Genomic DNA, 16,766 nt, shown 5'->3' with positions numbered 1-16,766 from the left:
CGACGGACCCGGGCGTCTTAACCACCGACGACCGTGCCCCATCCTCCCGTGGCGGCGGCGCAGAGAAACACTCGGAACGGCAAAACGCCAGACTTCGCCACCCCCACGCCGTGGCCGTGCTTTTGATAGACGCAGTATTGGATGCGGGCGCGGCCCCCGGCTCGACCCTTTGGGGTTCCCCTTGCCAGTGCAGGGGTGTGATGCGCCAACAGGTACGCACAGTGAAGTGATCGACACATGATGTGATGTGGTCCACGGTGTTGCCAGCGGTGCAACGGAAAGGAACGAGCGCTCATGCGCGAGATCCTCGGAAGGCGACGCAGGCTCCTGTCCAGGCGGAAAGACAAGGGGCCTGATTTTCTCGGCGCGGCCCTGACCTTCGCGACGGAATGGCAGTGGCCCGTACTCCCGGGTGTGGCCCCGGACCCGCAGGGCCGGGCCCGCTGCGCCTGCCCCGACCCGGAGTGCTCGGTGCCCGGTGCGCACCCCTTCGACCCCGGTCTGCTCGCCGCCACCACCGACGAGCGCATGGTGCGCTGGTGGTGGGGCAACCGGCCGGCCGCGCCGATCATCCTCGCCACCGGAGCCGTCGGCGGAAACGCGCCCTGCGCGGTCAGTCTGCCCGCCCTCGCGGCCTCCCATGCCCTGACTCTTCTCGACCGCCGCGGCATGCGCCTCGGCCCGGTGGTCGCGGCGCCCACCCGCTGGGCGCTGCTCGTCAAGCCGTACTCCATGGAGCAGTTGGGCGAGCTGCTGTACGCCAAGGACTTCGTCCCCGGCTCGCTCCGCTTCCACGGGGAGGGCGGCTATCTCGCCCTGCCCCCCTCCGAGACCGGCCAGGGCGCCATCCGCTGGGAGCGCGCCCCGCTGCCCGGCTCGGCCAAGCCCTGGGTGCCCGATGTGGAGGCCGTGGTGGACGCCGTGGTCGACGCCCTCACCCGTACGGGTGTGAGCGCACCCGAGTTGTAAGGGTGTCGGGCGCGAGAGCCCGGCTTCTCGTGGCTCGCTGGTTATCGTCCGCACATGCTGCGTAATTCTGGGGGGCAACCCCCAGACCCCCGACTACGTCTGCTCGCCCTCGTGGGTGTCATGGTGTGCGCGGTCGCGCTGCCGCTGACCGTGGCGTCCGCGGGACAGGTGGGCGACGCCGCCGGACACCCCGCCCGGAGCGACGACGAGAAGCTGCCGGCGCCCGTACGGTCCCCGCTGGTGCTCGGCCTCGGCCTGGCCACGGCCGCCCGCTGCGGTCCCGAACTCACCTCCCCCGGCGGAGTGGAGGCGCAGACCTGCGTGATGGCCCAGGGCGCGGACACCTGGGCGCGCACCTACTACCGCAACGCCACCGGGGCGGACCTGGAGTCCGTGCTGAGCCTCATGGGCCCGCACGGCCGCACCGTGCAGGCGCACTGCGCCGCGGACGCCGCCGACGAGCCCGCCACCTGTGAGACACCCCGGGAGCACACGCGGGGCGCGCTGGACGCCTACACGGCCGTCACGGAGTTCGCGGCGCGCGACGGCGACGGACCGCTGCTGCTGCGCAGCGCGAGCAACTCGGCGAGCAACTCGGCCGGTGCCTCCGGGGACGGCTCCGGCGGTGACGTCGGGAGCGGGGCTGCGAGTGGCGTCGGAAGCGACTTCGGCAGGGGCGCCGCGGGCGACTCCGCCGAGGGCTCCGGGGCCTCGTACGAGGGCAACTCCCGTGAGTCAAGCAGGAGTTGACGTATCGCTACGGTCCGTACACCGGACGCCGACATGGACGCGGGCATGAAAAGGCCCGGTTGCTGGCGACGGGGGATGCACCAGCAACCGGGCTACTGAGACGGTAACAAGAGATCGGCGGTTCGCAAATTCGATCTCGGCTATTCGGACACGTATTTGCTTGCCGTGTAGGGAAGTTGTGACAGGAGTCACCCGAGTCAACGGGTCCGGAGCGGCTGACCGGTCGGTCAGCCGCGTCCCTCCGTCGGCCTTGATCGTCAGCTGAGCGTGACCTGTCGGTTGGTCAGCCCGCCACGGGCCCGGCGCTCGTCCGCCGTGAGCGGTGCCTCCGAGGCCAGAGCGGTCGCGAGCCGTTCGGCGAACTCGGCGGCCGGCTTCTCCACGTCCTCGGCACCGACCCCGCTCGGCAGGTCCCAGACCGGCACGGTGAGACCGTGGGCGCGGAAGGAACCGACCAGCCGGGTCCCCTCGCCGAGGCTGGACCTGCCCGCCGCGTGCAGCCGCGCGAGAGCGTCCAGAAGCTGCTCCTCGGGATACGGCATGACCCATCGCAGATGGTTCTTCTCGGGCGTCTCGCACCAGTAGGCGGAATCGACGCCGGTCAGCTTCACCGTCGGGATGGCGGCCGCGTTGGCCCGCTCCAGGGAGGCGGTCACCTCCGCGGTGGCGTTCTCCGCGTCCTGCACCCAGAACTCGAAGCCGTCGTGCACGACCGGCACGAACGGGCCCTCGGGGTCGAGCAGGTCCTGCAGCCGGGGGCTGTCGGCGGGGGCGCGGCGGCCCTGCACGGGGGTGCCCGGGTCAGCGGCGAGGGCGCGCTGGAGGGTGTCGGCGAGGTCGCGGCTGATGTCGCCGGAGGCCGTGTCGTTCTGCAGGCCGAGGAGGACGGTGCCGTCGTCGCGCCGGAGGGCCGGCCAGGCCATCGGCAGTACCGTCGCGAGCGTGACGGAGGGGACGCCCTCGGGCAGGCCGTCCTTCAGGGTCAGCTCGGCCGTGGCGGCGGGGACCAGCTCGCGCAGTGCCACCCAGTCGCCCTCGCCCGCCAGCCCCTCGAACGGGCGGTGCACCAGCTCGGTCGCCGCGTGGGCGGCCGCCCGGCCGTGGCACGCCTTGTAGCGCCGGCCGCTGCCGCAGGGGCAGGGTTCACGGGCACCGACGACCGGAAAGTCTCCATCAGCGCCTTCGGCCCGGGCCGCATCGCTGAGCTGCGGCCGCGTGGCCTTTGTCTGGGGTCGCTTCTTGGCCATCTGGGTGTCTCCCGGTTACGGCTCGTCTCGTACTGGCGGGAGCCTAGCCGTTCACGCCCTGGACCACGGGTACCTGTGGACAGAGCCGCGAGAGCGGGCACCGCCGGACGGGGTCGGCACGGCTCGCTCCAGGCCGGTCCCGCTCCAGGCCGGTCCCGGCCGGTCCAGGCCAGCCAGGCCGGTCCCGGTCCTGGGCCATCCCGGTTCGTCCATGCCGGTACTGATCGGTCCGAAGTCGGTACCGGTCCCGGTCGATCCCGGTCGGTCCCATGCCGGTATCGGTCGGTCCCATGCCGGTACCGGTCGGTCCGAGTCGGTACCGGCCCGGTCGATCCCGGCCGGTCCGAGTCGGTACCGGTCCCGGGCGGTCCAGGCGGTCCCGGTTGGTTCTGGCCCGCGCCGGTCGGTCCGAGGCGGTACCGGTCAGTCCAGGTCCTCGAACGCGTCGGCGAAGTCCAGACCGGCGATCTCCGGGGCCGCGGGTGCCATGACGCGCGTAGCGAAGGCGTCGCGGCGGACCGTGCCATCGGGATCGCGCACGTCCTTCTGGACCACGACCCAGACCGTCACCTCGCCCCGGGCGTCGTCCCGAACCCCCCAGTCGTCCGCCAGGGCCGTGATGATGTTCAGCCCGCGGCCGCCGTGTGCCGTGACCGACGGGGTCATGGGAGCCGGGCGGGTCGGTCCGCCGCCGTCCGTCACCTCGACGATCAGGCGACCGTGCGTGTCCACCCGCCAGGCGGCCCGGACGTCGCCGTCCCCGGCCAGCGCGTCCCCCAAGGGACGCCCGTGTTTGCACGCATTGCTCAAAAGTTCGGAAAGGATGAGTACGGCATCGTCGATGACCGATTCCGATACGCCACCGGTGCGCAACTGATCGCGCATACGGTGCCTCGCCTTCCCCACGCCCGCAGGGCCATGGGGTACGGCCATGCTCGACGACGTGGGCACCTCCTGTGCCACCACCAACGCCACCCCCGAGACCTCCTTTGCCCCACGCCACGGTGTGGATGCCCCATCGGCCTGAACCGGAAACCGGCCAATGAATGTCCGATGACGCATTCGCAACGGACGAATGCGGACCGAACGCGCCGGAGCACACCCTGTGACGGGTACGTCGCCATATCCCCCCAGGTATGGCTTCGTGTGGCTGGATTTCGACGGTGTGGCCGATACGTGAGGATGCTGTGAGAGAGGTGTCGGGTCAAGGGGTGCGGAGATTCCTTACGCGACTCTTTATCTGAGCCTCGATCAGCTCATCGCCCGAGCCGCCGCAACACCGCCCCCGGCCGGTTGGTGATGATCGCGTCGATACCGAGCTCCAGGCACAGATCCACGTCCTCCGGCTCGTTCACCGTCCAGACGTGCACCTGATGGCCGTTGCGCTTCAGGCGTTCGATGTAGGTGGGCTGGTTGCGCACGATCCGGATCGAGGGGCCCGCGATCCGCACCCCGGCCGGCAGCCGGCCGTCGCGCAGCCGGGGCGAGAGGAACTGCAGCAGATAGACCGTCGGCAGTGTCGGCGAGGCCGCCCGCACCCGGTGCAGCGACCGCGCGGAGAAGCTCATGACCCGCACCTGTGACTCGGCCGCCGTGGCCGGAGCGTCCAGACCGAACCGCTTCAGGAGCAGCATCAGCCGCTCCTCGACCTGCCCCGCCCACCGCGTCGGGTGCTTGGTCTCGATCGCCAGCTCCACCCGCCGCCCGGCGTCCGCGACCAGCTCCAGCAATCGCTCCAGTGTGAGAACGGAGGTGTCCCCGCGGTCCTCCGGCCGGACCTCCCATTCGGGCTCCTCGTCCCGTCCCCGCCAGGCCGGCCCCCTCTTCCAGGAACCGAAGTCCAGGGCCGCCAGATCCGCGAGTTCCAGGGCCGAGACGGCGCCCCGCCCGTTGGACGTACGGTTGACCCGTCGGTCGTGGACACAGACCAGGTGGCCGTCGGCGGTCAGCCGTACGTCGCACTCCAGGGCGTCGGCGCCGTCCTCGATGGCCTTCTTGTAGGCGGCGAGGGTGTGCTCGGGGGCGTCCTCGGAGGCCCCGCGGTGCGCGACGACCTGGATGCGATGCTGTGGTGCGTGGGTCACCGCGACATGGTGCCACCGAGCGGGCGTGCGTGGGGGCATCCTCGATGCCAGCAAAGGGAACTTTTGTCGGACAGGCCCTATATAAAGGTTATCGGTGTACCCACAGCCACCGCTTATGGTGCTCTGACGGCCTGTGGGAAAAGCTGACGGCATACAAAAGCACATGCACAGCTGAATCGCGCCGGACCGACAGCAAGCGTGAAAGAGCGTGACCGAGTGCGACCGAGAAGAAAAGCCGTGGACCGAGGAGAGAAGCTGTGAGCACCGAGAACGAGGGCAACCCGGTACCTCCGGCCCCGTCCGCACCTCCCGTGCCGCCGACGTCTCCCGCTGCTTCGCCGCAGGCAGCCGCGTCCGACGGCGGGGAAGCGCCGACCACCCCGATCTCGCCGGCGCCCCAGGGTGCGCCCGCGGGTGACCCTTATGCGTCCCCGCCGCAGGCCCCTGCCGAGGGTTCCTGGCCGCCCCCGCCCCCCGCGACCCCTGCCTACGCGGACGCCGGTGCGGGCGCGGCTGCCGGGGCCGGCTGGGGCTCGCCGTACGACCAGCAGCACCAGCAGTACCAGCAACACCAGCCGTTCCAGCAGCCGCAGCCCGCGCCGAAGAAGGGCAACGGGCGCGGCGGTCTGGTCGCCGCCGTTCTGGTGGCCGCGCTGGTCGCGGGCGGCGTCGGCGGCGGCCTCGGCTACACGCTGGCCAAGAACAACGACGACACGGGCTCCACGACCGTCTCCGCCTCCTCCGACGGCGGCGCCACCCAGGTCAAGCGCGCGTCCGGCACCATCGCGGCGGTGGCCCACAACGCGCTGCCCAGCACGGTCACCATCGAGGCCGAGTCGACCAGCGGCGAGGGCGGCACCGGCACCGGGTTCGTCTTCGACACCCAGGGCCACATCATCACCAACAACCACGTGGTCGCGGACGCCCTCGACGGCGGCAAGCTGAGCGCTACCTTCCCGGACGGCAAGAAGTACGACGCCGAGGTCGTCGGCCACGCACAGGGCTACGACGTCGCGGTCATCAAGCTCAAGAACCCGCCGTCGGACCTCAAGCCGCTCGCCCTGGGCAACTCCGACAACGTGGCGGTCGGCGACGAGACGATCGCGATCGGCGCCCCCTTCGGCCTGTCCAACACGGTCACGACGGGCATCATCAGCGCCAAGAACCGCCCGGTGGCCTCCAGCGACGGCAGCTCCACCAGCAAGGCGTCCTACATGAGCGCCCTGCAGACCGACGCCTCCATCAACCCGGGCAACTCCGGCGGCCCGCTGATGGACGCCTCCGGCGCGGTGATCGGCATCAACTCCGCGATCCAGTCCGCCTCCAGCGGTGGCCTGGGCAGCACCGGGCAGTCGGGCTCGATCGGCCTGGGCTTCGCCATCCCGATCAACCAGGCCAAGTACGTGGCCCAGCAGCTGATCAAGACCGGCAAGCCGGTCTACGCGAAGATCGGCGCCTCGGTGTCCCTGGAAGACTCGACGAACGGTGCGCAGATCACCGACGCCGGCACGGGCGGCTCCGCCGCGGTCGAGTCGGGCGGTCCCGCGGACAAGGCCGGCCTCAAGCCCGGCGACGTCATCACCAAGCTCGACGACTCGGTGATCGACAGCGGCCCGACCCTGATCGGCGAGATCTGGACCCACAAGCCCGGCGACAAGGTCCAGATCACCTACAAGCGGGGCGGCAGCGAACACACGGTCACCGTCACCCTCACCTCCCGCGTCGGCGACAACTGACCCGCACGCGCCCGCACGAACCGGTTACTCTGTTCCCCGCGCCGATCTCGGTCGGCGCGGGGTGGGTTGCCCGAGCGGCCTAAGGGAACGGTCTTGAAAACCGTCGTGGCAGCGATGTCACCGTGGGTTCAAATCCCACACCCACCGCAGGTGAACGGCCCCTGACCAGGTAGATCGGTCAGGGGCCGACGTGCTGCGTGCTGTCCGCGCGGGCCCGGTCGGTACCCGGTGTTCTCCGCTGGACCGGGCACGGACGGGGCACGGGCCTTCTGATCCGGGGATCGGAACGGATCGGTCGCCGGCGGTCGTACCGGTTACGCCATGGCCCTGTGCGGACGCCACCGGATGCGCATCGTCTGGACACGGTCAGGGTGATGCGCTGGTGCGGCGGGTCCGAGGCGCTACCGGATCTTCAGGGGTGGTGACCGGTCATGCGGGCCGCTGACGCGATCGTCGCGCGGGCCTCGCGTTCCGTCAGGCCGGTGTGGACCGCCGCGTCGATCAGCGGGGCCCGCAGGGCGCGGCCGATGCCGTTCTCGTAGGCGCGGCAGGCCGCCCAGAACAGGCGGGTGTTGCGCTGGCCCTGGTGGGCGGCGAGAACGAACTGGACCAGGCCCTGGCCGCGGTTGCCGACCGAGGGGTGGGTCGCGGGATGGGGCGCCCGCGGGGGTGGGAGCAGGAGGCGGAGCAGAGCCGGCGGGCAGGGCGCCGGGACCAGGTGTTCGGTGCCCGGGGCGGTGGCGTAGACGCCGTGGTCGGTGCGGGAGCCGGGGCCGACCAGGTAGCCGCCGGCGCCCCGGATGTCGATGCCGGGGGCGAGCCGGCCGGCCGAGTTGGGGACCACGGCGTCCGGCGGTCCGGTGAGCCAGAGGTGGCGGCCGCCGCTCGGCGTGAGCACCACGACCGTGGGCGGGATCGTGAACAGGTGCCGCAGTGCCAGTTCACGCAGGGCGGCGGTGGAGTCCGTACCGGACTTCACGTCGAGGTCGACGCCGATGAGGCGGTGCGGGGGCAGCCCGCAGGCGATGCCGTAGCCGGTCGCCCAGGGCGCCGCGGCGAACAGCTCGCGGATGCGGGCCGGGTCGGTGGTGGCGTCGTACACCCCGTGGCCGGGGCGGCCGCACTCGCCGTGGCAGGGCGGTAGCGCCGGCGGCGGCTCGTCGAGGTCCGGGGATCGGTCCGGGTACCGGTCCGGGGAGGGGGATCTGTGCGGGGACGGAGATCGGTCCGGGGACGGAGATCGGTCCGGGGACGGAGATCGGTCCGGGGACAGGGATCGGTGGGGGGAGCGCAGGGCCGGGAGTTTGGTCCGGGACAGGGGGATGACGGCCAGGCCGCGCTCGGCGGCTGACAGGGCGTGTGCGAGGGCCAGCGTCGTGGCCTGCCGGTCGGTGGTGGCCATGGATCCATGTTCGTACGTACGTTCGAAAAAGGGAAGAGGGGTCGGGTGTGACGCGCCGAGGGCGGCAGCTTGGCCGGAAAAGGTGCCGGATCGGTTCTCCCCTTGGGGTGCTTGGAGAAGTGATATCCGTACTCGTCATGACAGGGGATGGAGTCAACCAAAGATGGCGAAAGGGGTTTATCGACTTGTCATCACGCTTGAGGGCGAATGAGCCTGTCCGGGGTGGTTCGCCGGGGATTCGGTGGGCAATTCTGATCTCGCGACGTCGATGACAACCACCGAGGCGGTCGGCCAACCGCCCTGGAAACAGCCTTACTTGACGTAGTTTCCGGCCTAGCCGGGCTCTGAGAGGAAACAACATGGCAAGCATCCGTACCGCCCGCGTTCTCGCCGCCGTCTCCGCCCTTCCGCTCGCCGCCGCTCTCTTCGCCGGTGTCGCCGCCGCGGACAACGGTGCGATCGCGGGCAACGGATCGAGCGCCAACGCCGGTGTGGCGGGCATCATCGGCAGCGGTGTCGGCCACGACAACAACGGCAACTCCTCCACCACGCAGCAGAACGCGGTGGGCAACGGCGCCTCGAACCAGAGCAACACCGCGCAGGTCAAGGGCTCCGCGTGGACGGCCCTCCAGCAGGGCAACGACAACGTGGCCGTCCACTTCACCGAGCTGTGGTAGTCCCCGTCTGAGCCCTGGTGGGGTGTGCTCTGTGGGGATGCAACACGCCTGCGCGGCGGTACTCCGGTACCGCCGCGCAGGCGTGTTCCGGCGCACTGCCCTCCGGCGCCCCGCTTTCCGGCAGCCCACGGCACCTCACGGCAGCCCATGGCAGCCCATGGCAGCCCAAGGCGGCTCCCGGCCTCCCGGCGCCGCGCGCCGCCTGTTCGACCTTGACAGTGAGCCATAGCTGACGGACAGTCAGAAACCATGCATCTGGCCCCCACCGAACGCCAGCGGCGGCTGCGCGCCGAACTCCGCGCCTACTTCCGGTCCTTGATCCCCTCCCCCGCCCCCGAGGCGCCCGAGGAACGCCGCGCCCTGCTGCGCCGCCTCGGCGCGGACGGCCTGCTGGGCATCGGCTGGCCCGTCGAGTACGGCGGTCAAGGGCGGGGTGCCGAGGAGCAGTTCGTGTTCTTCGACGAGGCGTATCGGGCCGGCGCCCCCGTCTCGATGGTCACGCTCAACACGGTCGGGCCCACGCTCATGAAGTACGGCAGCGACGAACAGAAGGCGCGCTTCCTGCCCGGCATCCTCAGCGGCGACCTGGTCTTCGCCATCGGCTACAGCGAACCCTCCGCCGGCACCGACCTCGCCTCGCTGCGCACCCGGGCCATGCGGGACGGTGACGGCTGGCGGATCGACGGGCAGAAGATCTTCACCTCGGGCGCCCAGCACGCCGACTGGATCTGGCTGGCCTGCCGTACCGACCCCGAGGCGCCCAGACACCGCGGCATCTCGATCCTCCTGGTCCCCACCGGCGCCCCCGGGTTCTCCTGGACCCCGATCGAGACGGTGGGCGGCCAGATCACCACGGCGACCTACTACGACGGAGTCCGCGTCCCCGCCGGCCACCTGGTCGGCGCCGAGCACGACGGCTGGTCGCTCATCACCAACCAGCTCAACCACGAGCGGGTCGCCCTCGCCGCGACCGCCATGCAGGCCGAGGACTTCTACGAGGCCGCGCTCACCGCCGCCCGCACCCCCGATCCGGTGACGGGCCGACGCCGTGTTGACGAGTCCTGGGTGCGTTTTCGGCTGGCCGAAGCGCATGCCCGGCTGGCGGCGAACCGCCTGCTCAGCTGGCGTTTGGTGGGGGACGCGGGGGCGGGCCGGGTGGCCCCCGCGGAGGCCAGCGGCGTGAAGTTCGCGGGAACGGAATCGGCAGTCGCGACGTATCGCATGTGTCAGGAGATCGTCGGCGAGGCGGCATTGGTCCGATCCGGGTCGCCGGGGGCGTTCGAGGACGGCGAGCTGGAGCGGCTCAACAGGGCGGCCCAGATCAACACGTTCGGGGGCGGGGTGAGCGAGGTGCAGCGGGAGATCGTCGCGACGATGCGGCTCGGGATGAGGAGGGGTGGCCGTGGCCGGGGGGACTGACGAGCTGGGGGTGCGGCTCAAGGTGTACGAGGGGCAGCCCGCCGCGGTCTCGGGCGTGGGCAGGGATCCGGTCAACCTGCCCATGATCCGGCACTGGTGCGAGGCGACCGGCGACACGAACCCGGCGTACGAGGGGCCCGACGCCATCGCCCCGCCCACCATGCTCCAGGCGTGGACCATGGGCGGTCTGTCGGGACACGGAGGGCGCACCGGTGCGTACGACGAACTGATGGCCCTGCTCGACGAGGCGGGCTGCACCTCGGTGGTCGCCACCGACTGCGAGCAGGAGTACCTGAAGCCGTTGCGGCCGGGCGACGAGGTGGTCTTCGACACGGTGATCGAGTCGGTGTCGGAGCGGAAGCGGACGAAGCTGGGCACCGGGTACTTCGTCACGACCCGCACGGACGTCCGCGTCGGCGACGACCTCGCGGGCACCCACCGCTTCCGCATCCTCAAATACGCGCCGAGCGCGCGGCCGTCCGCCGCGAAGGCCCGGCGCCCCCGCCCGGTGGTCAACCGGGACAACGTCGGCTTCTGGGAGGGCGTGGCCGAGGGCCGCCTCCTCATCCAGCGCTGCGCCGACTGCGGCACCCTGCGCCACCCCTGGCTGCCGGGCTGCAACGCCTGCGGCTCCCTCGACTGGGACACGGTCGAGTCGGCCGGTGAGGGCACGGTCTATTCGTACGTCGTGATGCACCACCCGCCCTTCCCGGCCTTCGCCCCTCCGTACGCGGTGGGCCTGATCGAACTCGCCGAGGGCGTGCGGATGGTGAGCAACGTGGTGGGGGTGCCGTACGACAAGGTGCGGATCGGGCTGCCGGTACGGGTGGAGTTCCGCCGGTACGAGGACGAGGAGGGCGCGCTGACCCTGCCCGTCTTCCGGAGCGTGGACACCCTCGGCGGTCTCGGCGGCCTCGGCGGTCTCGACAGTCTCGACGGTCTCGGCGGTCTCGGCGGGGAGGTCTGACATGGACTTCACGCCCACCGAGGCGCAGGCCGAGGCCCATGACCTGGCCGCCCGGATCTTCGCCGACCTCGCCACCCATGAGCGGCTGCGGGCGGCCGGCACCGGCAGCGACCCGGAGCTGTGGAAGGCCCTCACCGTGGCCGGGCTGGTGGCCGCGGTCGAGGAACTGGGCCTGCTGGGGCTGGTGCTGCTCCTGGAGGAACAGGGACGCACCACGGCCCAGGTGCCGTTCGCGGCGAGCTGTGTGTACGGGCAGCTGGCGATCGCCGGCCACGGCACGAGCGAACAGCGGGAGCGGCTGCTGCCGGGGATCGGGGACGGGTCGCTGGTCGTCGCCGGGGCGTTTCCCGCCCAGCAGGGTGTACGGCCTTCCGGGCGCGGTGGGCTGACCGGCACCGTCCCCGTCGTCCCGTGGCTGCGCGACGCCACGCATGTCCTGCTCGCGGACGCCGGTCGGCGGCTCTGGCTGGTGCCGCTCGGCGAGGGCGCCGGCATCGAGGAGACCGAGCTCACCGCCCCCTGGTCGGCGGGGCGCCTCACACTCCACGAGGCCCCCGCCGAGCCCCTCGGCACCGGCCCCGGTGCGGGGCCCGACCCCACCGCCTACGCCGACATCCTGGCCACCGCCCGCACCGCTTTCGCCGGGCTCCAGGCCGGTGTCTGCGCGGGCTCCCTCGCCCGGGCCGTCGCGCACACCAACGCCCGTGAGCAGTTCGGCCGCCCGCTCGCCACCCGGCAGGCCGTGCAACTCCGGGCCGCCGACGCCCATATGGACACCGAGGCGATACGGGTGACGGCGTACGAGGCGGCCTGGCGGCGGGACGCGGGGCTGCCGTACGCCACGCATGCGCTGACCACCGCCTGGTGGGCGTCCGAGGCGGGGCAGCGGGTCGTGCACACGGGCCAGCACCTGCACGGCGGTGCGGGCGCCGACGTCGAGCATCCGGTGCACCGGCACTTCCTGTGGGGGCGCCAACTGGACGCCTATCTGGGCAGTGGGGGCGAAGTGCTCCAGGAACTGGGGGAGTTGATCGCGAGTGGGGACTGAGACGACACGGCCGGGCGTGGGCACTGCGCTGCCGCCGCTGGAGATCCCGATCACGCGGACGCTGATCGTGGCCGGCGCGATCGCCTCCCGGGACTACCAGGACGTGCACCACGACGCCGAACTGGCCCGGCTGAAGGGCTCCCCCGACATCTTCATGAACATCCTGACGACCAACGGCCTGGTCGGCCGGTACGTCACCGACTGCTTCGGCCCGACGGCGGAGCTCCGCAAGGTCGCCATCCGGCTGGGTGCGCCCAACTACCCGGGGGACACGATGGTGTTGACCGGCCGGGTCGAGGAGCTGGACGAGGTGACGGGGACGGCGACGGTCCGGGTGGTCGGCGCCAACGGCATCGGCAACCACGTGACCGGCACGGTGACCGTCGTCCTGACCGAGGCCACCGTTACCGTCACCCTCACCGACGAGGCGGACTCATGAGCGTGCGGGGCCGGGACTCGCTCGGCGGGCGGGCGGCGATCGTGGGGATCGGGGCCACCGATTTCTCCAAGGACTCGGGGCGCAGTGAGTTGGGGCTGGCCGTGGAGGCGGTGCGGGCCGCGCTGGCCGACGCGGGGCTGACCCCGGCGGACGTGGACGGGATGGTGACGTTCACGATGGACACCAGCCCGGAGATCACCGTGGCCCAGGCCTGCGGGATCGGTGAGCTGTCCTTCTTCTCCCGCGTCCACTACGGCGGCGGCGCGGCCTGTGCGACGGTCCAGCAGGCGGCGCTGGCGGTGGCGACGGGGGTGGCCGAGGTCGTCGTCTGCTACCGGGCGTTCAACGAGCGGTCGGGGCGCCGGTTCGGCTCGGGCGTGCAGCACCGGGAGCCGTCGGCGGAGGGCGCGGCGCTGGGCTGGGCGCTGCCGTTCGGGCTGCTCACCCCGGCGTCCTGGGTGGCGATGGCGGCGCAGCGCTACCTGCACGCGTACGGGCTGACCCCGGAGGTGTTCGGGCGGGTGGCGGTGGTGGACCGGAAGTACGCGGCGACCAATCCCGCGGCCTACTTCCACGGCCGTCCGATCACCCTCGCCGACCACGCGGCATCCCGCTGGATCGTCGAACCGCTCCGACTCCTCGACTGCTGCCAGGAGACGGACGGCGGACAGGCGCTCGTCGTCACGTCGGTGGAGCGGGCGCGTGATCTGCCGCATCCGCCGGCCGTGATCGCGGCGGCCGCGCAGGGCGCCGGCCGGGCCCAGGAGCAGATGACCAGCTTCTACCGGGACGACCTGACCGGGCTGCCGGAGATGGGCGTGGTGGCCCGGCAGCTGTGGCGCACCTCCGGGCTCGCCCCGGCCGACATCGACGTGGGGATCCTGTACGACCACTTCACCCCGTTCGTGCTGATGCAACTGGAGGAGTTCGGGTTCTGCGGACGCGGGGAGGCGGCGGACTTCGTGACCGAGGAGCGGTTGCCGCTGAACACGCACGGGGGACAGCTCGGGGAGGCGTACCTCCATGGGATGAACGGGATCGCGGAGGGGGTACGCCAGTTGCGTGGCACGGGCGTGAACCAGATACCGGGCGCGGGCCGGGTCCTGGTGACCGCCGGTACCGGGGTACCGACGTCAGGCCTGGTCCTGACCTCGGACGGGTGACCAGGCGGCCCGCCGGGGCGCGGCCCGCCGCCTCGGCCGTAGTACCCCCTCAGGGGTAAACCCGCAGGAGTACTGCCCCCGTACTCCACCTTCAGGAGGTGTAGCCAGCCCTACCCCTACAACCTGAGGCGGACTCTCCTTCGGGACCTGCGGCCGATCCGCCGTCACGCTGTTCGCTCATAGCGTGGAGCCATGACCACACCCGTCTGCACCAGCGCGTCGGACGCCGCTGTCTCGGCGAGGCAGACCCGGCCGTACCCGTCCTTCGCGTCGTACGTCAGGGCCCGCCAGTCGGTCCTGCTGCGCACCGCCCGGTCGTTGACCGCGAACCCGAGTGACGCGGAGGACCTGCTCCAGACCGCGCTCGCCAAGACGTACGTGGCCTGGGAGCGGATCGAGGACCATCGTGCGCTCGACGGCTATGTCCGCCGGGCCCTGCTGAACACCCGGACCTCGCAGTGGCGCAAGCGCCGGGTCGACGAGTTCGTCTGCGACGAACTGCCCGAGCCGGAGCCGGTGGGCGGCGGGGACGACCCGGCCGAACGGCAGGTGCTGCGCGACGCGATGTGGCGGGCGATCATGAAGCTGCCCGCGCGGCAGCGGGCGATGGTCGTGCTGCGGTACTACGAGGACCTCAGCGAGGTGCAGACGGCCGAGGTGCTCGGGGTGTCGGTGGGCACGGTGAAGTCCGCCGTGTCGCGTGCGCTCGGCAAGCTGCGCGAGGACCCTGAGCTGGACGTCGCCCGATAGCGACCGGCTGCCGCCGACCGGTGTTAGTTGGCTCTCCCCTAGTGACATACCGCCCGGTATGTGAGCAGAATCAGCGCAGCCCCTTTACCACCGAGTAGGCAATGTCGCCCCCGGGAGGACCGCCGTGCTGAGCACCATGCAGGACGTACCGCTGCTGATCTCCACGATCCTGACGCATGGGTCGAGGGTTCACGGCGAGTCACAGGTGACCACCTGGACGGGTGAGGCCGAGCCGCACCGCCGCAGCTTCGCCGATGTCGGCGTCCGCGCCGCCCAGTTGGCCCACGCCCTGCGCGACGACCTGGGTGTCCAGGACGACGACCGGGTGGCCACGCTCATGTGGAACAACGCGGAACACACCGAGGCGTACTTCGCGATTCCCTCCATGGGTGCGGTCCTGCACACGCTCAACCTGCGGCTGCCCGCCGAACAGCTGGCCTGGATCGTGAACCACGCGGCCGACCGGGTCGTGATCGTCAACGGTTCGCTGCTGCCGCTGCTCGCCCCGCTGCTGCCCCACCTGAAGCCGTTGCGGCATGTCGTGGTCTCCGGCCCGGGTGACCGTTCCCTGCTGGACGGCGCGACCGTGGCCGTACACGAGTACGAGGACCTGATCGCCGGCAAGCCGACGACGTACGACTGGCCGGAGCTCGACGAACGCCAGGCCGCCGCCATGTGCTACACCTCCGGCACCACCGGCGACCCCAAGGGCGTGGTGTACAGCCACCGTTCGATCTACCTGCACTCCATGCAGGTCAACATGACCCAGTCGATGGGCCTGACCGACCAGGACACCTCCCTGGTCGTCGTGCCCCAGTTCCATGTCAACGCCTGGGGTCTGCCGCACGCCACCTTCATGACCGGCGTCAACCTGCTCATGCCGGACCGCTTCCTCCAGCCCGCCCCGCTCGCCGAGATGATCGAGACGGAGCGGCCCACGCACGCGGCCGCGGTCCCCACCATCTGGCAGGGCCTGCTCGGCGAACTCACCGCCCGGCCCCGGGACGTCGCCTCGCTCACCCAGGTGACCATCGGCGGCTCGGCCTGCCCGCCCTCCCTCATGGCCGCGTTCGACAAGCTGGGCATGCGGGTCTGTCACGCCTGGGGCATGACCGAGACCTCGCCGCTCGGCACGGTCTCCCGCCCGCCGGCTCACGCGGTCGGCACGGAGCAGGAGTTCGCCTACCGCCTCACCCAGGGCCGTTTCCCGGCCGGTGTCCAGGCCCGGCTGACCGGCCCCGGTGGGGAACGCCTTCCCTGGGACGGCGAGTCGGCCGGCGAGCTGGAGGTGCGCGGCCCCTGGATCGCGGGCGCCTACTACAACGGCCCCGACGCCGACCCGCTGCGCCCCGCCGACAAGTTCAGCGAGGACGGCTGGCTGAAGACCGGTGACGTCGGGACCATTTCCGCCGACGGCTTCCTGACCCTCACCGACCGCGCGAAGGACGTCATCAAGTCCGGCGGCGAGTGGATCTCCTCGGTCGAGCTGGAGAACGCGCTGATGTCCCACCCGGACGTCGCCGAGGCCGCGGTGGTCGCCGTCCCCGACGAGAAGTGGGGTGAGCGCCCGCTGGCGACGGTCGTCCTGCGGGAGGGCTCCACGGCCACCTTCGAGACGCTGCGTGTCTTCCTCGCCGAGGAGGGCAAGATCGCGAAGTGGCAACTGCCGGAGCGCTGGACGGTGGTGGCGGCGGTGCCGAAGACGAGCGTCGGCAAGTTCGACAAGAAGAAGATTCGTGAAGCACATAGGTTGGGCGAGCTTGAAGTGACCGAGGTGCGCTGACCTGCTGCACCACACAGAGAGCCCCTGGCACTTCGCCGGGGGGCTCTGCCGTTGCTCGGGACGGCTGGAGGGCGGACGGGCCCACATTGGGCCAGTAGGCCGCTTGGCTTGCCCCGAACAACGCCGGGGCCTCGGCTTACCCGGCAACGCAAGCCAGGGCCGAGGACCGGATCCGGGCCGCCCGGGCCACCGGCCTGCGCAACCTGCCCCTCCACACAACAGCCCAGAACAAGATATGGCTCGAGATCGTCCAGATCGCCCTCGTAGAAGCAGTAAGAACGACGAAATCCCCTGTCAACCGCGACAGGGGATTTCGTGTGTTCGATGCGGTG

At 71.3% G+C, this 16,766-nt stretch carries 14 protein-coding genes, 1 tRNA gene and 1 pseudogene; 12 read left to right on the top strand and 4 right to left on the bottom strand.

The genetic code is table 11. The features are described 5' to 3' along the window. The first annotated feature begins 294 nt into the window (after positions 1-294). Complete coding sequence (locus AB0N16_RS17030) at positions 295-969, top strand: bifunctional DNA primase/polymerase (protein ID WP_365797372.1); 675 nt, start codon at positions 295-297, stop codon at positions 967-969. 54 nt (positions 970-1,023) lie between these two features. Further along, positions 1,024-1,566 (top strand): annotated as a pseudogene (locus AB0N16_RS17025) (hypothetical protein); the annotation flags it as partial. 410 nt (positions 1,567-1,976) lie between these two features. Here the strand turns inward: AB0N16_RS17025 and AB0N16_RS17020 are convergent. The 3 genes from AB0N16_RS17020 to AB0N16_RS17010 all read right to left on the bottom strand — a co-directional run bounded on the left by AB0N16_RS17020 (position 1,977) and on the right by AB0N16_RS17010 (position 5,050). Beyond that, entirely contained in the window at positions 1,977-2,966 is a 990-nt protein-coding gene (locus AB0N16_RS17020; RefSeq protein WP_365797370.1) for a DUF5926 family protein, read from the bottom strand. A 423-nt stretch (positions 2,967-3,389) separates the two neighbouring features. Beyond that, positions 3,390-4,028 (bottom strand): ATP-binding protein, encoded by a 639-nt coding sequence (locus AB0N16_RS17015; protein ID WP_365797368.1) that lies wholly within the window; start codon positions 4,026-4,028, stop codon positions 3,390-3,392. 194 nt (positions 4,029-4,222) lie between these two features. Next, entirely contained in the window at positions 4,223-5,050 is an 828-nt protein-coding gene (locus tag AB0N16_RS17010; RefSeq protein ID WP_365797366.1) for a glycerophosphodiester phosphodiesterase, read from the bottom strand. A gap of 257 nt (positions 5,051-5,307) precedes the next feature. Here AB0N16_RS17010 and AB0N16_RS17005 point away from each other — a divergent pair, with 257 nt between their 5' ends. Then, positions 5,308-6,786, top strand: a complete 1,479-nt coding sequence (locus AB0N16_RS17005) for a trypsin-like peptidase domain-containing protein (protein WP_365797364.1) — start codon at positions 5,308-5,310, stop codon at positions 6,784-6,786. A gap of 60 nt (positions 6,787-6,846) precedes the next feature. Further along, positions 6,847-6,933, top strand: a tRNA-Ser gene (locus AB0N16_RS17000). A 265-nt stretch (positions 6,934-7,198) separates the two neighbouring features. Here the strand turns inward: AB0N16_RS17000 and AB0N16_RS16995 are convergent. Next, the gene (locus AB0N16_RS16995; RefSeq protein ID WP_365797362.1) at positions 7,199-8,188 is read right to left on the bottom strand and encodes a bifunctional DNA primase/polymerase; all 990 of its coding nucleotides are present in this window, start codon (positions 8,186-8,188) and stop codon (positions 7,199-7,201) included. A gap of 359 nt (positions 8,189-8,547) precedes the next feature. On the opposite strand from AB0N16_RS16995, the gene AB0N16_RS16990 reads away from it, so the two are divergent. From AB0N16_RS16990 to AB0N16_RS16955, 8 genes are all read left to right on the top strand, one after another. After that, positions 8,548-8,865 (top strand): hypothetical protein, encoded by a 318-nt coding sequence (locus AB0N16_RS16990; RefSeq protein WP_365797360.1) that lies wholly within the window; start codon positions 8,548-8,550, stop codon positions 8,863-8,865. Between the two features lie 249 nt (positions 8,866-9,114). Beyond that, positions 9,115-10,284, top strand: coding sequence for an acyl-CoA dehydrogenase family protein (locus AB0N16_RS16985; RefSeq protein ID WP_365797358.1), 1,170 nt, complete (start codon positions 9,115-9,117; stop codon positions 10,282-10,284). Next, positions 10,268-11,251 carry a bifunctional MaoC family dehydratase N-terminal/OB-fold nucleic acid binding domain-containing protein gene (locus AB0N16_RS16980; RefSeq protein ID WP_365797355.1) on the top strand — a complete coding sequence of 328 codons (984 nt, stop codon included), beginning with the start codon at positions 10,268-10,270 and terminating at the stop codon, positions 11,249-11,251. Before AB0N16_RS16985 ends, AB0N16_RS16980 begins: the two co-directional genes overlap by 17 nt. 1 nt (position 11,252) lies before the next feature. Further along, entirely contained in the window at positions 11,253-12,299 is a 1,047-nt protein-coding gene (locus tag AB0N16_RS16975) for an acyl-CoA dehydrogenase family protein (RefSeq protein ID WP_365797353.1), read from the top strand. A 16-nt stretch (positions 12,300-12,315) separates the two neighbouring features. After that, positions 12,316-12,738 (top strand): MaoC family dehydratase, encoded by a 423-nt coding sequence (locus AB0N16_RS16970; protein WP_365797351.1) that lies wholly within the window; start codon positions 12,316-12,318, stop codon positions 12,736-12,738. Then, the gene (locus AB0N16_RS16965; protein ID WP_365797349.1) at positions 12,735-13,901 is read left to right on the top strand and encodes a lipid-transfer protein; all 1,167 of its coding nucleotides are present in this window, start codon (positions 12,735-12,737) and stop codon (positions 13,899-13,901) included. Before AB0N16_RS16970 ends, AB0N16_RS16965 begins: the two co-directional genes overlap by 4 nt. Before the next feature lie 192 nt (positions 13,902-14,093). Next, entirely contained in the window at positions 14,094-14,651 is a 558-nt protein-coding gene (locus tag AB0N16_RS16960) for a SigE family RNA polymerase sigma factor (RefSeq protein ID WP_365797347.1), read from the top strand. Positions 14,652-14,787: 136 nt separating this feature from the next. Then, positions 14,788-16,434, top strand: a complete 1,647-nt coding sequence (locus AB0N16_RS16955) for a long-chain fatty acid--CoA ligase (protein WP_365797871.1) — start codon at positions 14,788-14,790, stop codon at positions 16,432-16,434. Positions 16,435-16,766: the final 332 nt, after the last annotated feature.

The sequence above is a fragment of the Streptomyces sp. NPDC051105 genome (genome assembly GCF_040682795.1).
Classification (GTDB): Bacteria; Actinomycetota; Actinomycetes; order Streptomycetales; family Streptomycetaceae; genus Streptomyces.
This window is presented reverse-complemented; position numbering and strand designations above follow the sequence as displayed.

Coding starts and splice junctions, on each gene's coding strand:
- AB0N16_RS16995 (WP_365797362.1), bottom strand. CDS start 8,188: ATGGCCACCACCGACCGGCAGGCCACGACGCTGGCCCTCGCACACGCC.
- AB0N16_RS16965 (WP_365797349.1), top strand. CDS start 12,735: ATGAGCGTGCGGGGCCGGGACTCGCTCGGCGGGCGGGCGGCGATCGTG.
- AB0N16_RS16990 (WP_365797360.1), top strand. CDS start 8,548: ATGGCAAGCATCCGTACCGCCCGCGTTCTCGCCGCCGTCTCCGCCCTT.
- AB0N16_RS17030 (WP_365797372.1), top strand. CDS start 295: ATGCGCGAGATCCTCGGAAGGCGACGCAGGCTCCTGTCCAGGCGGAAA.
- AB0N16_RS16955 (WP_365797871.1), top strand. CDS start 14,788: ATGCAGGACGTACCGCTGCTGATCTCCACGATCCTGACGCATGGGTCG.
- AB0N16_RS16960 (WP_365797347.1), top strand. CDS start 14,094: ATGACCACACCCGTCTGCACCAGCGCGTCGGACGCCGCTGTCTCGGCG.
- AB0N16_RS16985 (WP_365797358.1), top strand. CDS start 9,115: ATGCATCTGGCCCCCACCGAACGCCAGCGGCGGCTGCGCGCCGAACTC.
- AB0N16_RS17015 (WP_365797368.1), bottom strand. CDS start 4,028: ATGCGTCATCGGACATTCATTGGCCGGTTTCCGGTTCAGGCCGATGGG.
- AB0N16_RS16975 (WP_365797353.1), top strand. CDS start 11,253: ATGGACTTCACGCCCACCGAGGCGCAGGCCGAGGCCCATGACCTGGCC.
- AB0N16_RS17020 (WP_365797370.1), bottom strand. CDS start 2,966: ATGGCCAAGAAGCGACCCCAGACAAAGGCCACGCGGCCGCAGCTCAGC.